The organism is Streptomyces sp. NPDC001851, assembly GCF_040297165.1.
Lineage (GTDB): Bacteria > Actinomycetota > Actinomycetes > Streptomycetales > Streptomycetaceae > Streptomyces.
The window spans coordinates 174,941-190,167 of record NZ_JBEOYR010000011.1 but is presented as its reverse complement, the minus strand read 5'-3'; the positions used below and the strand labels follow the sequence as shown (position 1 = coordinate 190,167).

At 72.1% G+C, this 15,227-nt stretch carries 14 protein-coding genes; 9 read left to right on the top strand and 5 right to left on the bottom strand.

The features are described from left to right. Positions 1 to 109: 109 nt before the first annotated feature. A complete protein-coding gene (locus tag ABT171_RS18530; RefSeq protein ID WP_351244965.1) occupies positions 110 to 1,855 on the bottom strand; it encodes an MFS transporter in 1,746 nt (581 codons plus the stop codon). Positions 1,856 to 2,052: 197 nt separating this feature from the next. Between ABT171_RS18530 and ABT171_RS18525 the strand changes: the two genes are divergently transcribed. Genes ABT171_RS18525 through ABT171_RS18515 form a run of 3 tightly spaced genes read left to right on the top strand, consistent with a single transcriptional unit; the run spans position 2,053 to position 4,881 of the window. Further along, entirely contained in the window at positions 2,053 to 3,492 is a 1,440-nt protein-coding gene (locus ABT171_RS18525; protein ID WP_503075701.1) for an MFS transporter, read from the top strand. Positions 3,493 to 3,544: 52 nt separating this feature from the next. Further along, positions 3,545 to 4,084: a SigE family RNA polymerase sigma factor gene (locus ABT171_RS18520; RefSeq protein ID WP_351244961.1), complete on the top strand. Its 540-nt coding sequence runs from the start codon at positions 3,545 to 3,547 to the stop codon at positions 4,082 to 4,084. Continuing rightward, a complete protein-coding gene (locus tag ABT171_RS18515; protein ID WP_351244959.1) occupies positions 4,081 to 4,881 on the top strand; it encodes a hypothetical protein in 801 nt (266 codons plus the stop codon). Before ABT171_RS18520 ends, ABT171_RS18515 begins: the two co-directional genes overlap by 4 nt. A gap of 22 nt (positions 4,882 to 4,903) precedes the next feature. Here the strand turns inward: ABT171_RS18515 and ABT171_RS18510 are convergent, their stop codons facing one another. Continuing rightward, positions 4,904 to 5,545 (bottom strand): response regulator, encoded by a 642-nt coding sequence (locus ABT171_RS18510; protein ID WP_351244958.1) that lies wholly within the window; start codon positions 5,543 to 5,545, stop codon positions 4,904 to 4,906. A gap of 232 nt (positions 5,546 to 5,777) precedes the next feature. On the opposite strand from ABT171_RS18510, the gene ABT171_RS18505 reads away from it, so the two are divergent. Beyond that, positions 5,778 to 7,340, top strand: coding sequence for an alpha-L-arabinofuranosidase B (locus ABT171_RS18505; RefSeq protein WP_351244956.1), 1,563 nt, complete (start codon positions 5,778 to 5,780; stop codon positions 7,338 to 7,340). Here the strand turns inward: ABT171_RS18505 and ABT171_RS18500 are convergent. Further along, positions 7,318 to 8,592, bottom strand: a complete 1,275-nt coding sequence (locus ABT171_RS18500) for a sensor histidine kinase (RefSeq protein ID WP_351244954.1) — start codon at positions 8,590 to 8,592, stop codon at positions 7,318 to 7,320. The genes ABT171_RS18505 and ABT171_RS18500 overlap by 23 nt on opposite strands. Before the next feature lie 342 nt (positions 8,593 to 8,934). Here ABT171_RS18500 and chsH3 point away from each other — a divergent pair, with 342 nt between their 5' ends. Genes chsH3 through ABT171_RS18485 form a run of 3 tightly spaced genes read left to right on the top strand, consistent with a single transcriptional unit; the run spans position 8,935 to position 11,860 of the window. After that, a complete protein-coding gene (gene chsH3, locus ABT171_RS18495; protein ID WP_351244952.1) occupies positions 8,935 to 9,795 on the top strand; it encodes an enoyl-CoA hydratase ChsH3 in 861 nt (286 codons plus the stop codon). Between the two features lie 25 nt (positions 9,796 to 9,820). Next, complete coding sequence (locus tag ABT171_RS18490; protein ID WP_351244950.1) at positions 9,821 to 10,906, top strand: Zn-dependent alcohol dehydrogenase; 1,086 nt, start codon at positions 9,821 to 9,823, stop codon at positions 10,904 to 10,906. Between the two features lie 15 nt (positions 10,907 to 10,921). Then, entirely contained in the window at positions 10,922 to 11,860 is a 939-nt protein-coding gene (locus tag ABT171_RS18485; protein WP_351244948.1) for a 3-oxoacyl-ACP reductase, read from the top strand. Positions 11,861 to 11,908: 48 nt separating this feature from the next. On the opposite strand, the gene ABT171_RS18480 is transcribed toward ABT171_RS18485, so the two are convergent. Together ABT171_RS18480 and ABT171_RS18475 are read right to left on the bottom strand one after the other, a co-directional pair. After that, a complete protein-coding gene (locus ABT171_RS18480) occupies positions 11,909 to 12,067 on the bottom strand; it encodes a hypothetical protein (protein ID WP_351244946.1) in 159 nt (52 codons plus the stop codon). 95 nt (positions 12,068 to 12,162) lie between these two features. Then, positions 12,163 to 13,425 carry a hypothetical protein gene (locus tag ABT171_RS18475; RefSeq protein WP_351244944.1) on the bottom strand — a complete coding sequence of 421 codons (1,263 nt, stop codon included), beginning with the start codon at positions 13,423 to 13,425 and terminating at the stop codon, positions 12,163 to 12,165. Positions 13,426 to 13,613: 188 nt separating this feature from the next. Here ABT171_RS18475 and ABT171_RS18470 point away from each other — a divergent pair, with 188 nt between their 5' ends. Next, a complete protein-coding gene (locus ABT171_RS18470; protein ID WP_351244942.1) occupies positions 13,614 to 14,453 on the top strand; it encodes a Nif3-like dinuclear metal center hexameric protein in 840 nt (279 codons plus the stop codon). A 13-nt stretch (positions 14,454 to 14,466) separates the two neighbouring features. Further along, on the top strand, positions 14,467 to 15,210 hold the full coding sequence (locus tag ABT171_RS18465; protein ID WP_351245168.1) for a zinc ribbon domain-containing protein: 744 nt from the start codon (positions 14,467 to 14,469) through the stop codon (positions 15,208 to 15,210). The last annotated feature ends 17 nt before the right edge of the window (positions 15,211 to 15,227 follow it).

Here is a 15,227-nt window from a genome sequence, read left to right as displayed (position 1 = left end):
GCCCATGCTGCCGCACCCCCGGCCGCTGATCGACAAGGGGTGCGTTTCGTAGGGGCGCGGGGAACCGCGCGACAAGCCACGACAGCGAGACGGCAGAACGTCCCGAGCTCTACGCGCTCACGGTCTCCCCAGGCAGCGAAAGATCCAGTTCGACAGCCCGGTCCTCCCCGGAATGCGTCGCGGAGGAAGCATGCGGCCCATGGCCGGAGGCCTTCGCGGCGAGGACGTACGCCCCCTGCGCCGGCACGGCAAGCGCATAACCGCCGTCCTCGTCGGAGACGGTCGCCCCCGCCTGCCGCCCCCGCCGGTCGATGAGCGTGACCTTGGCCCGGGCAACCGGAACGCCGTCGGCACCCAGAACGCGTCCCCGGAATCCACGGAGCGCCTCTTCGGCCCGCTCCAGCGAAGCCTCCTCCTCACTGCTGGCCCGCAGCTGAGTGTGCTGCTGACCCGGCCGGGAGGCCTTCGGCAGGAACAGCGCCAGCACCAGCCCCACCGCCACCGCGGCCGTCGCGATCAGGAAGGACACCCGGAAGCCGTGCATGGTGGGGACGGCGACACCGCCCACGTGGTTCGCCGTGTTGGCCAGCACCATGCCGATGACGGCACTGGACACCGAGGTGCCGATGGACCGCATCAGCGTGTTGAGGCCGTTCGCCGCACCGGTCTCCGAGGCCGGCACCGCGCCGACGATCAGCGCGGGCAGCGAGGAGTAGGCGAGGCCGATGCCGGCGCCGAGCACCACGGACGTGACGACGGTCTGCCAGGCCGCGTCCATCAGGCCGAGGCCGCCGCCGTAGCCGAGCGCGATGACCAGCAGGCCGATGATGAGGGTGACCTTCGGGCCGAACCTGGCGGACAGCCGGGCGTAGACCGGCGCCGTGAACATCATCGTCAGGCCCAGCGGGGCCACGCACAGACCGGCGACGACCATGGACTGGCCGAGGCCGTAGCCGGTGGCCTTCGGCAGCTGCAGCAGCTGGGGCAGGACCAGCGAGACGACGTAGAACGCCACGCCGACCATGATCGACGCGAGGTTGGTGAAGAGGACGGCCGGGCGCGCGGTGGTGCGCAGGTCGACCAGGGGTGCCGGCACGCGCAGCTCGTACAGGCCCCACAGGACGAGGACCAGGGCCGACGCGGCGAACAGACCGAGCGTCGTACCCGACGACCAGCCCCAGTCGCTGCCCTTGGTGATGGGCAGCAGGAGCAGGACCAGGCCGGTCGACAGGCCGATCGCGCCGAGCAGGTCGAAGGAGCCGTCCGCCCGCATCGGGGACTCGGGTACGGCGAGGAGGGTGAGGACGATGGCGAGCGCGCCGAGGCCGGCGGCGCCGTAGAACAGGGCGTGCCAGTTCGTGTGCTGCGCGACCAGGGCCGCGGCGGGCAGCGCGAGGCCGCCGCCGACGCCGATCGAGGAGCTCATCAGCGCCATGGCCGAGCCGAGCCTCTCGCGCGGCAGCATGTCGCGCATCAGGCCGATGCCGAGCGGGATCGCGCCCATCGCGAAGCCCTGCAGGGTCCGGCCGACGATCATGGTGAGCAGCTGGCTGGTGAGCGCGCTGACCAGGGCGCCGACCACCATCACGGCGAGGCTGAGGATCAGCATCCGCCGCTTGCCGTAGAGGTCGCCGAGCCGGCCCATGATCGGGGTGGCGACGGCGCCGGACAGCAGGGTCGAGGTCAGCACCCAGGTGGCGTTGGAGGGGGCGGTGTCCAGCAGCTGCGGCAGGTCCTTGATGACCGGCACGAGCAGGGTCTGCATCACCGCGACGACGATGCCCGCGAAGGCGAGCACCGGGACCACGGCGCCGTTCGCCCTCCGGGGCGGCTGGCCGGTCGTCGTGTGGGTCATTGAGTGAGGCCTCCCGTGTACATAAGTGCCGGGTAAACCTCGTATGCACAGGCAACTATTCCGTTGCTTCGGGCCTCTAACGAATCCTTGACCGTTCCTTGGGTTTCTGAGCTGCCGTCAGTCGCGGCGGGCTAGGTCGTACGACCGAGAGCCGTGGTCCGAAATGCCGATGCAAGGACCGTAACCGGGTTGAGAGCATGACACCCATGCTCGAAGCCCCCGGCACCACAGCCCTCATATCCCGCCGTACGACCGTGCCCGCCTGGCTGGTGGTGGCGCTCGCCTGTGCCGGACAGTTCCTGGTCGTCCTGGACGTGTCCGTGGTGAACGTCGCCCTGCCGTCCATGCGCGGCGGCCTCGGCCTGACCCCGTCGGGCCTGCAATGGGTGGTGAACGCGTACGCCATCGCCTTCGCCGGGTTCATGCTGCTCGGCGGCCGGGCCGGCGACCTGTACGGGCGCAAGCGCATGTTCCTCGTCGGCCTCGGCCTGTTCACGCTGGCCTCGCTGGGCGGCGGCCTCGCCCAGGAGGGCTGGCAGCTGCTGCTGGCGCGGGCCGTGCAGGGGCTGGGCGCCGCGGTGCTGGCCCCCTCGACGCTGACCCTGCTGACCTCCGCGGTGCCGGAGGGGGCGGCGCGGGCCCGCGCGATCGCCACCTGGACCGCGGTCGGCGCCGGGGGCGGGGCCGCGGGCGGGCTCGTCGGCGGGGTGCTCGTGGACCTGCTGTCCTGGCGCTGGGTGCTGCTGATCAACGTGCCGGTGGGCGCGCTCGTGCTGGCCGGCTCGGTGCGCTGGCTCACCGAGAGCCGGGCCGGTGACGGGCGGCGCCTGGACCTGCCGGGCGCGCTGCTGGTGACGGCGGGCCTCGCGACCCTGGCCTACGGCATCTCGCAGACGGAGGCGGAGGGCTGGACGGCCGCCGCCACGCTGCTGCCGCTGCTCGCCGGGCTGCTGCTGATCGGCCTGTTCCTGCTGGTGGAGGCCCGTACGACGGCCCCGCTGATGCCGCTCGGACTGCTGCGGCTGCGCTCGGTCGCCTCGGCGAACGCGGCGATGTTCGTCTCCGGGTCGGCCATGTTCTGCATGTGGTACTTCATGACGCTCTACGCCCAGAACGTGCTCGGCTACTCGCCGCTGGAGGCCGGGGTCGCGCTCGTGCCCAGCTCGCTGTCCGTGGTCGCCGGCTCCAAGCTGGCGCCGCGCCTGATGCGGGCGGCGGGCGCGCGGACCGTGGCGGCGCTGGGCACGCTGGTGGCCGCGACGGGCTTCGGCTGGCAGTCGACGATGAGCGCGCACGGGGCGTACGTCACCGGGATCATGATCCCGGGAATGCTGATGATGCTCGGCGCGGGTCTGGCGGCGACGCCGCTCGCCTCCCTCGCCACGTCGGGGGCGGCGCCGGGCGAGGCCGGGGTGGTGTCCGGACTGGTCAACACCTCGCGCACGATGGGCGGCTCGCTCGGGCTCGCCGCGATGTCGACCGTCGCCGCGGCGGGCACGGGCGGCGGCCACGGCCCCGAGGCGCTGACGGACGGCTACGCGCTGGCCTTCCGGGCCAGTACGGCGGTGCTGCTGGGCGGGGCGGTGCTGATGCTGCTGTGGCTGCCGCGAAAGACTTCCGCGACTTCCCGAGGATGAGGCAACGGTCCGGGCGTCCCATGGACTCCTTCTGATATCTAGGGAGGTGCCCATGGGGGACGGGAAGAACGCTCGGAACGAGGAGTTCCAGAGCTTCATGATCGGCCGCTGGCCGCGGCTGATGCGTACGGCATTTCTCCTCACGGGGGAGCAGCACGCCGCGGAGGACCTGGTCCAGTCCACGCTGGAGCGGATCTATGTGGCCTGGCGCAAGGTCGGCGCGGCCGATGATCCGGAGGCCTATGTACGCCGCGTGATGATCAACCTGCATGCGCGCAAACACAGAAGAAGGCTCAAGGAGTTCCTGGCTCCGAAGGACGACTCGGGCCTGGTGCACGAGGTGGCCGACACAGGGGACCGGATCGCGCAGGCCGACGACCGCGGCGCGCTGCTCAAGGCGCTCGCCCAGCTGCCGCTGCGGCAGCGGGAGGCGGTGGTCCTGCGCTACTGGGAGGACCTGACGGAGACCCAGGCGGCGGAGGCGATGGGCTGCTCGGTCGGCACGGTGAAGAGCAACGCGGCCAAGGGCATCGCGAAACTCCGGGCCATACCGGGACTCGCCGAGACGGTGACGCATGGAGGTCGGAAGTGACGAGCGCGGACCGGGAGAGCCACGACATGAACGAGATGACCGACATGACGCAGACGGACATCGCCCTGCTCCTCGCGGACGCCGCGGACGAGGCCGAGATCGGCATAGCCCCGGTCGGGGCGGTCATCCGCCGCGGCCGCCGCCGCAGAGCCCGCCGCTGGGCGGTGGCGGCGGCCACGACGCTGGTACTGGCGGGGTCGACAGGGGTGACGCTGGCGGTGACGGGGCTGCCCGGCGGTGGTCACGGGGACCGGACGGCGCCGGTGGCGACCCGACCCGCGCCTTCTCGGGCCCGGCATGTGGACGAGCCGCAACGCACAGATCTGGCGAGGGGCCTGTACCGGGGGAAGGAATGGCGCGTGGAGCTCCAGGTGTGGGATGCGCCGCGCGACCGGACGGAGGCGGTCCGGCAGTACAACGCGATGAAAAAGCTGCGCCTGGAGGCGGCGGAGGTCCACAAGGCGGCCGACCTGATCGGCAAGATCTCCTTCTTCGTCACGCGCGCCTGGGGTGAGCACACACCCCAGCAGGTCATGTACAACACCTTGGAGAACTGGGACCGGCCGTCGGGCACCGACCTCGAATCCATCGCCACACGGCTGGGCTGGAGCCCTGAGAGCTCCGGCCGGCTGGTGATCGGCGAGGTGGCCCAGACGGCCGGCCAGGTCAAATGCACCTGGAACGACGGCTCCAGCACCGTGGCGGTGCCCAGGGCGGGCGTCGGGGCTCCGTCGGCCTGGTTCGTCTGCGTGGCACCGGAGGGGAGGCAGTATCAGAACGCGGAGGTGATCCAGTGACCCGGCACGGCCCGACCGGTGCTCACAGCCATCCCTGCTGCCGGGCCTCCCGCACCGCCTCCGCCCGGTTGCGGGTGCCTGTCTTGCCGATGGCCGAGGACAGGTAGTTGCGGACGGTGGACTCGGACAGATGCAGCTCGCCGGCGATGTCGGCTACGGTCGCCCCGTCCACCGACGCCTTCAGCACATCGCACTCACGGGCCGTCAGCGGACTGGGTCCTGCGCTGAGCGCGGCGGCGGCCAGCGCCGGATCGACGACGGTCTCCCCGGTGAGCACGCGCCGGATCGCCGCGGCCAGTTCCTCCACCGGCCCGTCCTTGACGAGGAACCCGGCCGCCCCGGCCTCCATGGCCCGGCGCAGATAGCCGGGCCGGCCGAAGGTGGTGAGGATCAGTACCCGGCAGTCGGGCGCCTGCTCCCGCAGCTCGGCCGCCGCGTCCAGCCCGCTGACGCCCGGCAGTTCGATGTCCAGCAGGGCCACGTCCGGCCGGTGGGTGAGCACGGCGTCGACGATGCCGCCGCCCGAGCCCAGCTGGGACACCACCTCGATGTCCTCCTCAAGACCGAGCAGCAGAGCGAGCGCACCACGCAGCATGCCCTGATCCTCGGCGAGCAGCACCCGAATGGACTTGCCGGTCCGGTGCTCCCGGGGCATCTCGTTCATGGGGTCAGATTACGGCCCTGGACGTCCTGCGGCGACAACTCGGCGGCGGCCGCCGCCGATTAAAGACTTGGCATGGTCCGCTGCCGCGGGGGTTGACGGTCTCCGGGGAGTGCTCAAACAATCGCCCCTGCATTTCCAGGAATCCGTGCAATTTCCACCGTTGAATAGGTTCGGTATTTCGGTCGAACGTTGTCCGAAATCCCGAACGGAGAATCCGAGGTGCACCGTGCTCATGAGATCCCCCCACACCGCCCCCCGGCGGCTGAGAAGCGCCGCCCTGTCCGTCCTCGCGGTCTGCGCCACCCTCGCCGCACTGCTCCTCGGCACCGGCGCGCCCCAGGCCGCCGCGGCCGGTTCGCTGCCCTGTGACATCTACGCCTCCGCGGGCACCCCCTGCGTCGCCGCGCACAGCCTGGTCCGGGCGCTGTACTCCTCGTACAGCGGCCCGCTCTACCAGGTGCGGCGCGCCTCGGACGGCGCCACCAGGGACATCGGGCTGCTGGCCGCCGGCGGATACGCGAACGCGGCCGTCCAGGACTCCTTCTGTTCCGGCACGACCTGCGTCATCACCGAGATCTACGACCAGTCCGCCCGGCACAACGACCTCACGATCGAGGGTGCGGGCGGCGCCGGCGCGGCCGATGTCGGGGCGCCCGCCGACGCGCTGCCGGTGACCGTCGGCGGCCACCAGGTCTACGGCCTGGAGATCTCCGCCGGCATGGGCTACCGGGACAACTCGACCTCGGGCGTCGCCGTGAACGGGCAGGCCGAGGGGATGTACATGGTGACGTCCGGCACCCACGTCAACAACCGCTGCTGCTTCGACTACGGCAATGCCGAGACCAACAACAAGGACACCGGCAACGGCCACATGGACGCCATCAACTTCGGCACCGAGTGCTGGTTCTCGCCCTGCTACGGACAGGGCCCCTGGGTGCAGGCCGACCTGGAGAACGGGCTGTTCCAGTCCGACGCCGGATACAGCAGGAACACCTCCGACACCGGCACCGGACCGCTGCCTTTCGTGACCGCGCTGCTCAAGAACAACGGGCAGAACCATTTCGCGCTGAAATACGGGAATGCCCAGTCCGGTGGGCTCACGACCACCTATTCCGGAGGTGAGCCGGCCAGGAGCGGATACTCGCCGATGCACCAGGAGGGCGCGATCGTCCTCGGCACCGGCGGCGACAACAGCAACGGCTCCATCGGCTCCTTCTTCGAGGGCGTCATGACCTCCGGCATCCCGACCGACGCCGCCGACAACGCCGTCCAGGCCGACATCGTCTCCGCCGGCTACGGCGGCGCGACGGGCAGCACCGGCACCCTGAACCCCGGCTCGGAGATCTCGCTGCGCGCCACCACGTCCTGCTGCACCGCCGACTACGTCCGCCACCAGAACGACGCCGGCGTCATCTCCGCCGTCAACGCGAGCAGCTCCGGCACGGACCGGAGCGACGCCACCTGGATCGTCCGCCGCGGCCTCGCGAGCAGTTCCTGTGTCTCCTTCGAGTCACGGAACTACCCCGGCGACTACCTGCGCCACCGCAACTACAGGCTCTACCGGCAGCCCATGGACGGCACCGCCCAGTTCCGGGCCGACGCCACCTTCTGCCCGCAGGCCGGGAAGAGCGGCACCGGCACCTCGTTCGCCTCGTACAACTACCCGACGAGATACCTGCGCCACTACGCCCACAACCTCTACATAGCGAGCGACGGCGGCCCCAACGACTTCGACAGCGGCACGTCCTGGACCGACGACGTCAGCTGGGCGGTCAGCCCGCCCTGGGCGCCGTAGCCGCGAGGTCCGCGAACTCCGCCGACGCCACCGGCAGTTCGGCGGTCACCGTGAAACCGCCGCGCGGCGACGGGCCGGCCGTGAGCGAGCCGCCCGCCGCCGCGAGGCGCTCGGTCAGCCCCTTCAGTCCCGTGCCGCCGATGCCCTGCTCGGGCCGGCGCACGGGCCTGCCGCTGCCGTTGTCGGTCACGGTGAGCCGGGCCTGCTCGGTGCCGCTCTCGACGGTGATCTCACAGCGGCCGGCGTCGCTGTGCCGGACCACATTGGTGACCGCCTCGCGCACCACCCAGCTCAGCAGCGCCTCCGTCTGCGGTGCGAGCGGCACACCGGACTGGCGCACCAGCGGCTCCACGCTCGCCGCGGACAGCGCCGAACGGGCCCGGGTGAGCTCGGTGGCGAGGCTGCCCTCGCGGTAGCCGGTCACCGCCTCGCGGATCTCGGTGAGCGCCTGCCGGCCCACCGACTCGAGGTCCGTGATCTGGCCCAGCGCCGCGTCCATGTCGCGCGGAGCGAGCCGCCGCGCCGCCTCCGACTTCACCACGATCACCGACAGCGTGTGTCCGAGCAGGTCGTGCAGATCCCGCGAGAAGCGCAGCCGCTCCTTCTCCACCGCGCGCCGGGCCAGTTCCTCGCGGGCGGCGCGCAGTTCCCGTACGGCCTCGGACAGACCGAGGATCGCGGCGGTCACCATGCTGGACAGGAAGGTGGCGTAGCCGATGTTCGTCGCGTCGCCCCAGTTGTCGCGGACGCCGGAGACGGCCGCCGCGTACACCGCGAGCAGGATGCCGGTACGGCCCAGCCAGGGGCCGCGCAGCGTGGCGCCGGCCGCGAGGCCCAGCAGCGGGAAGAACATCAGCCAGCTGCCGCCGTACCCGACGGCCAGGCCCGTGGTCAGCAGGCCCATCAGCAGCAGGGCCACCCGGGTGGAGACGGCCTCCCGCTTGGCCCGGTCGAAGGAGCGGAAGGTGACGTAGACGTAGAGGGAGTTGAAGGCGAGCAGGCCCAGGCCGCCGATCAACGGGTTCGGCGCCTCGCCCTGGAGCAGGTTGGAGAAGGCCCCCATCCCCATCAGCAGCCACGGCAGCAGTGAGAAGCCGGTGGGCGGCGGCCCCGGATGGTCGACGTCCGGGGTCTTGCCGCACTTTCCGGCCGCCCGTTGCGCGGCCTTGAAGCGCTCGTGCTCCGCCTTCCATTCGAGCCGTGCCGTCTGCCAGGCCCGCACCTGCGCCCGCGCTCTGCGCAACACCGTCATATCCGTGTTCCCCCGATCAGATGGTCCCCGCCGTACGGCGGTACGACAGCACCGTGCGAACCGAACGGTTCCGGCCACACCGTCAGCACGATGATGGCACCCGTGCCCGGGGCGGGGCAGAGGCGCATGTACGCACTCGGGCAGTACAAATGTCACTGCCCCGGCAGAGCTGACACGGCGTCAGGAGCCTTCACAACTCCGGAGTGCTCGGCTATACAGAGGGCGCCGGACTGGAACGCGTTCTAGACCGGCCCGCAGCGACCTCGGTGCGGCCGACGGTGCGGACGTCCGCACCGGGGTCTTGAACCGCCAGCCCAGTGGACCGCCAGTGTCAGGAGCCGTATGCCCATCGACGCAGCGAAAGCCCTCGCGGCCGAACCCCGGACCGGCGAGATCGCCTGGACCACCAAGGACGTCCAGCTCTACCACCTCGGCATCGGCGCCGGCATCCCCGCCACCGACCCCGGTGAGCTGCGCTACACCCTGGAGTCCCGGCTGCACGTCCTGCCGAGCTTCGCCACCGTCGCGGGCTCCGGCGCGCCCGGGGTGATCAGCGGGCTGTCCATGCCCGGTGTGGAGGTCGAGCTCGCCAAGGTCCTGCACGGCGGGCAGGCGCTGCGGATCCACCGCCCCATCCCGGCCGAGGGAACGGCGACCGCGACCAACCGGCTCGCCGCCGTCTACGACAAGGGCAAGGCCGCGATCCTGGTCCTGCGCACCGAGGTCGCCGACGCCGACGGACCGCTGTGGACCAACGACGCCCAGATCTTCGTACGCGGAGAGGGCGGATGGGGCGGCGACCGAGGTCCCTCCACACGCCTCGACCCCCCCGCCGGGGAACCCGACGAGACCGTCGACCGCGCCGTCCGCGAGGACCAGGCCCTCCTCTACCGCCTCTCCGGCGACTGGAACCCGCTGCACGCCGACCCCGACTTCGCCCGGCGCGCCGGCTTCGACAAGCCGATCCTGCACGGACTGTGCACCTACGGCATCACGCTCAAGGCGGTCGTCGACACGCTGCTCGGCGGCGAGGTGAGCCGGGTGCGGTCGTACACCACCCGGTTCGCCGGGGTCGTGTATCCGGGCGAGACCCTGCGCATCCGCATGTGGCGCGAGGAGGGCCGGGTGCGGGTGGCCGTGAGCGCCGTGCGGGAGAGGGACGACGTACCGGTCCTCACCGACACCGTCGTAGAGCACTCCTGAAACCCGTACCGAGGGGAGCCGCACCATGCGCGCAGCCGTACTGCACGAGATCGGCCAGGAAAAGCTGGAGGTCCTCGACGACGTCGAGGCGGTGGGCTTCGGCCCCGGCAAGGTCCGGATCCGGGTGCGGGCCACCGGGCTGTGCCACTCGGACCTGTCCGCGATGAAGGGGGTACTGCCGCAGCCCGCGCCGTTCGTGCCGGGCCACGAGGGCGCGGGCGAGATCCTCGAAGTGGGGGAGGGGGTGCGCGGTCTGGAGCCGGGCGACCGGGTCGTCCTGTGCTGGCTGCCCGCCTGCGGCGCCTGTCCGGCCTGCAGGCGCGGGCAGACCGAGCTGTGCCTGGCCGGGTTCATGAACGCGGGCACCCCGAACTTCCAGCGCTCCGGCAGCAGCGCTTCGGATGTGTTCGGCTTCGCCGGCACCGGCACCTTCGCCGAGGAGGTCGTGGTCCCCGCCGGCTGCGCGGTGCCGATCCCCGAGGACGTGCCGTTCGACATCGCCGCGCTGATCGGCTGCGGGGTGACCACCGGACTCGGCGCAGCCCTCAACACCGCCGATGTGGAGGCCGGTTCGTCGGTCGCCGTCATCGGCTGCGGGGGTGTCGGCATCTCCGTCGTGCAGGGGGCCCGGCTGAAGGGCGCCGCCGAGATCGTCGCCGTCGACCCGGTCGCCTCCCGGCGCGAGTCGGCACTCGGGTTCGGCGCCACGAGGGCGGTCTCTCCGGAGGAGCTGGCCGACGCCAGACAGCAGGTCACCGGCGGCGAGGGCTTCGACCACGTCTTCGAGGTCGTCGGCAGGTCCGCCACCGCGCGGACGGCGTACGAGAACACCCGGCGCGGCGGCACCCTGGTCGTGGTCGGCGCCGGCGCCATGGACGACTTCCTGCAGTTCAACATGTTCGAGCTGTTCTTCGACGAGAAGCGGATCCTGCCGTCCCTGTACGGCGGCGGGGACGTGCTGCGCTCCTACGAGCGCACGATCGCCCTGTGGCGGGCGGGCCGCGTCGATCTCGCCGGGCTGATCACCCACCGGGTGCCGCTGGCCGGGATCAACGAGGCACTGGACCAGATGCGTACCGGGACGGCCCTGCGTACGTGCATCGAGATCTGAGGACGGACTGCGCGCATGTCACTGCCACTTGAGGGACTGTCCGCCGTCGTCACCGGCGCCGGACGCGGGCTCGGCCGGGCCGAGGCCCTGGAACTCGCCCGGCTCGGCGCGGCCGTCGTCGTCAACGACTACGGACAGCCCGGACGGGACGGGTCCGGCGAGGCGTCGGCGGGCCCCGCCGAGGAGGTCGCCGCCGGCATACGGGCCGCGGGCGGCCGGGCCCTCGCGCACACCGGGGACGTCGCCGACTTCCAGCAGGCCCGGGAACTGGTCGAGTCGGCGATCACCGCGTACGGCAAGCTCGACATCCTCGTCAACAACGCGGGCATCCTGCGCGACCGCATGGTGTTCTCCATGACCGAGGACGAGTGGGACTCGGTGATCGGCGTCCACCTCAAGGGACACTTCAACACCACCCGCTTCGCCGCCGCGCACTGGCGGGAGCGGTCCAAGGCGGCCGGGGGGCCGGTGTACGGGCGGATCGTGAACACCTCCTCCGAGGCGTTCCTCGCCGGATCGGCGGGACAGCCCAACTACGCGGCGGCCAAAGGCGGAATCGTCGGCCTGACCACCTCCACCGCCCTCGCCCTCGCCCGCTACGGCGTCACGGCCAACGCGATCTGCCCGCGCGCCCGGACCCGGATGACCGAGGACGTCTTCGCGGGCTTCGCCGAGCCCGGGACCGGCCTCGACCCGCTGGCCCCCGAGCACGTCGCCCCGCTCGTCGGCTACCTGGCCTCGCCCGCCGCCGCCCGGGTCAACGGCCAGCTGCTCGTCGTCCACGGCGGCATGGTCGCCGTCGTCGAACGGCCCCGGGTCCAGGCGAAGTTCGACAGCAAGCAGGACACGTTCACCTACGACGAACTCGACGCGCTGCTCACCCCGCACTACGCGGACCGGCCGCCGGGGGAGACCTTCGCGGCGGCGGAGGTGCTGGGACTCAAGCGGGGCTGAGAACGCGAAGAGGGGGTGCCCGCCGGGCACCCCCTCTTCCCTCAACCGTCAGGCAGCCGCCTCCGCGGACTCCTCGGCCGGCCTGCGGTGCCGGCCGTGCGGAGCCGTCTCGCTCTCCTGGGCCGCGACCGGGCCCCGGTGCCTGCCGTGGCCGGCAGCCTCCTGGGAGTCTGCGGACAGCTGCTCCATCGTACTGGTGTCACTCATCGGACGTATTCACCCCGTCACATGATCTTTCGTACAGCCGGGCGAGTGTAACCAACACACCGCGAGCCGAATCCAGGCGCACACGCCAACCGCCACTACTTCGTTACAAGACGTCCCAGAGGCGCCTGCTGCAACGGCACCGGACGTGCCGCCACCGGCTGCGGAGCCCGCGGGTGCGCGGGCTCCGGAGGGTCCGGTTCCGTCGGTGGCCGCGACGCCTCGGGCGCCCCGGCCGCCGTGCCGTCCCGGACCGGACCCGCCGGACCCGCGCCCCCCGGCCCCCCGGTTCCCCCCGAAGGCCCGCCGACACCGCTCCCCGCGGCGGCCGTGCCTCCCGTCTCCCCCCGGGGTGCCGTCAGCTCCGCCACGCCGCACGGAGTCTCCCGCGTCGCGTACGGCAGCCGCAGCACCCCGTCCCGTGTCCACACCCCGGACCCGGCCAGCCAGCCCTCGGGCGCCGGGAGATGGCTCACCTGCCGGCCCGCCGGCCGCCAGGTGCTCACCCAGCTGCCGACCGGTCCGTCCACCCGCAGCGCCACCGCGCAGTTCTCCGGCATCAGCACCTGCCCGGGCTGGATCGCGAACGGCGTCACCACACAGTCCGGCATGCGCAGGCTCTCCGGGAAGCGCACCGGCAGCATGCTGCCGAGCACGCCCCAGCCCAATCGTTCCTCCCCCGGCGAGGGTGCGTCGGAGGAGATGAGCAGCAGCCCGCTGTCGGGGTCGGCGAGCAGCAGCCGGTCATGGCTCGTGGCCGCGATCTGCAGCAGCGGCGACACCTCGGCGCGCTCCAGGTCCAGCACGACCGTCTTGACCGGCCCGCCCAGCTCACGGTCCAGCGCCAGCATCCGTCCGGCACGGTCCAGCCAGACCCCGCCCGAGCAGCGCCCCGGCACCTCGGCGAGCCGCTCGGGCCCGAAGGCGCCGCCCGCCACCAGCCACACCACGCTGGAGCGGGGGCCGACGGCGAGGGCGTACGCCCGTGTGCCCCCCGGCGCCGGCGGCAGCAGCGTGAGCCGGGTGCCGGGCCCGGGGCACTCCACCGCGCCCAGCGGCAGCTCGCCGGTGCCGGGGCCGGTCGGGTACAGCAGCGAGAAGGCGTGCCGGTGCTCGACCAGCCGGTGGATCAGCACCCGGCCGTCGGACAGCGGCTGCACCTCGGTGCCGGGCTCCTCCGGCTGGTTGCCGGGCAGCGGCACCGCGTACGGCTCGGGGCCGTCCAGCGTCCAGCGCTCCGGGAACCACGACTCGCCGTCGCGCGCGAGGCGCGCCGCGTACGCGCCGTCCGCCGTGATGGCGCACCTCGCCCCGCCGCCCTCCGCACCGGTCGAGGGGGGTTCGATCGCACAGGCCGTCATCGTTCGGTCACCTCCGGCGAACGAAGCTAGTTTTCGCACGCACAGGCGGGGCACCGGCCGACAGCCACTTCACACATAAGGGTGGCGAAGAAGCGATTCACCTGAGGAAACCGGTGCTTATGTGCTGAGCGGGGTCAGACCCGGCGCATGCGGTACGGCCAGCGGACCAGCCAGGTAGCCTTTCCCTCGTGCCCCGTCTGTCTGAAGTCATCGCCGCGCTGGAGACCCTGTGGCCCGCCGAGCGGGCCGAGTCCTGGGACGCGGTCGGCACGGTCGTGGGCGACCCCGGCCAGGAGGTCACCCGGGTCCTGTTCGCCGTCGACCCCGTGCAGGAGATCGTCGACGAGGCGGTGAAGCTCGGCGCCGACCTGCTGGTCACCCACCACCCGCTGTACCTGCGCGGGACGACGACGGTGGCGGCGACCCACTTCAAGGGCCGTGTCGTGCACACCCTCATCAAGAACGACATCGCCCTGCACGTCGCCCACACCAACGCCGACACCGCCGACCCGGGAGTCTCGGACGCCCTCGCCGGCGCGCTCGACCTGAGGGTCGTACGCCCCCTCGTGCCGGACCCCACCGACCCGCAGGGCTGCCGCGGCCTCGGCCGGGTCTGCGAACTCGACCACCCGCTGACCGTCCGCGAACTGGCCGCGCGCGCCGCCGAACGGCTGCCCGCCACCGCACAGGGCATCCGGGTGGCCGGCGACCCCGACGCCGTCGTCCGCACGGTCGCCGTCAGCGGCGGCTCCGGCGACAGCCTCTTCGACCAGGTCCGCGCGGCCGGCGTCGACGCCTTCCTCACCGCAGACCTGCGCCACCACCCCGCCTCCGAGGCGGTCGCCCAAAGCCCCCTCGCGCTGCTCGACGCGGCGCACTGGGCCACCGAGTGGCCCTGGTGCGAGCTGGCCGCAGCCCAGCTCGACGAGATCTCCGACCGCCACGGCTGGGACCTCCGGGTCCATGTCTCCAAGACGGTCACCGACCCCTGGACCGCCCACGCGGCGTCCACCGTCACCACTAGCTAATGGGAGCCCCCAACTGAACGCCGCGCCCGCCGACCAGATCCGACTCCTCGACGTCCAGGCCCTCGACGTCCGCCTGCAGCAGCTGGCGCACAAGCGGAGGTCGCTGCCCGAGCACGCCGAGATCGACTCGCTGCACAAGGACCTCACCCAGCTGCGGGACCTGCTCGTCGCCGCGCAGACCGAGGAGAGCGACACCGCCCGCGAGCAGACCAAGGCCGAGCAGGACGTGGACCAGGTGCGCCAGCGCGCCGCCCGCGACCAGCAGCGCCTGGACTCCGGTGCGGTCACCTCGCCGAAGGACCTGTCCAACCTCCAGCACGAGATCGCCTCCCTCGCCAAGCGGCAGGGCGACCTGGAGGACGTGGTCCTGGAGGTCATGGAGCGCCGCGAGGCCGCGCAGGAGCGGGTGAACGAGCTGACCGAGCGCGTCGCCTCCGTCCAGTCGAAGATCGACGACGCGACCGCCCGCCGTGACGCGGCCTTCGAGGAGATCGACGGCGAGGCCGCCTCGGTGACCAAGGAGCGCGAGGTCATGGCGGCCGCCGTCCCGGCCGACCTCCTCAAGCTCTACGACAAGCTGCGCGAGCAGCAGGGCGGCATCGGCGCGGCCAAGCTGTACGCCCGCACCTGCCAGGGCTGCCGCCAGGAGCTGGCGATCACCGAGCTGAACGACATCCGCGCGGCGGCGCCGGACACGGTGGTGCGCTGCGAGAACTGCCGCCGCATCCTGGTGCGTACGGCCGAGTCGGGTCTGTAAGAGCCGGTAAGGGGCTT

Bases quoted from the DNA above. Each gene is read 5' to 3' on its own strand.
- ABT171_RS18530 (WP_351244965.1), bottom strand. From the start codon at position 1,855: ATGACCCACACGACGACCGGCCAGCCGCCCCGGAGGGCGAACGGCGCC.
- ABT171_RS18525 (WP_503075701.1), top strand. From the start codon at position 2,053: ATGACACCCATGCTCGAAGCCCCCGGCACCACAGCCCTCATATCCCGC.
- ABT171_RS18520 (WP_351244961.1), top strand. From the start codon at position 3,545: ATGGGGGACGGGAAGAACGCTCGGAACGAGGAGTTCCAGAGCTTCATG.
- ABT171_RS18510 (WP_351244958.1), bottom strand. From the start codon at position 5,545: ATGAACGAGATGCCCCGGGAGCACCGGACCGGCAAGTCCATTCGGGTG.
- ABT171_RS18505 (WP_351244956.1), top strand. From the start codon at position 5,778: ATGAGATCCCCCCACACCGCCCCCCGGCGGCTGAGAAGCGCCGCCCTG.
- ABT171_RS18500 (WP_351244954.1), bottom strand. From the start codon at position 8,592: ATGACGGTGTTGCGCAGAGCGCGGGCGCAGGTGCGGGCCTGGCAGACG.
- chsH3 (WP_351244952.1), top strand. From the start codon at position 8,935: ATGCCCATCGACGCAGCGAAAGCCCTCGCGGCCGAACCCCGGACCGGC.
- ABT171_RS18490 (WP_351244950.1), top strand. From the start codon at position 9,821: ATGCGCGCAGCCGTACTGCACGAGATCGGCCAGGAAAAGCTGGAGGTC.
- ABT171_RS18485 (WP_351244948.1), top strand. From the start codon at position 10,922: ATGTCACTGCCACTTGAGGGACTGTCCGCCGTCGTCACCGGCGCCGGA.
- ABT171_RS18480 (WP_351244946.1), bottom strand. From the start codon at position 12,067: ATGAGTGACACCAGTACGATGGAGCAGCTGTCCGCAGACTCCCAGGAG.
- ABT171_RS18475 (WP_351244944.1), bottom strand. From the start codon at position 13,425: ATGACGGCCTGTGCGATCGAACCCCCCTCGACCGGTGCGGAGGGCGGC.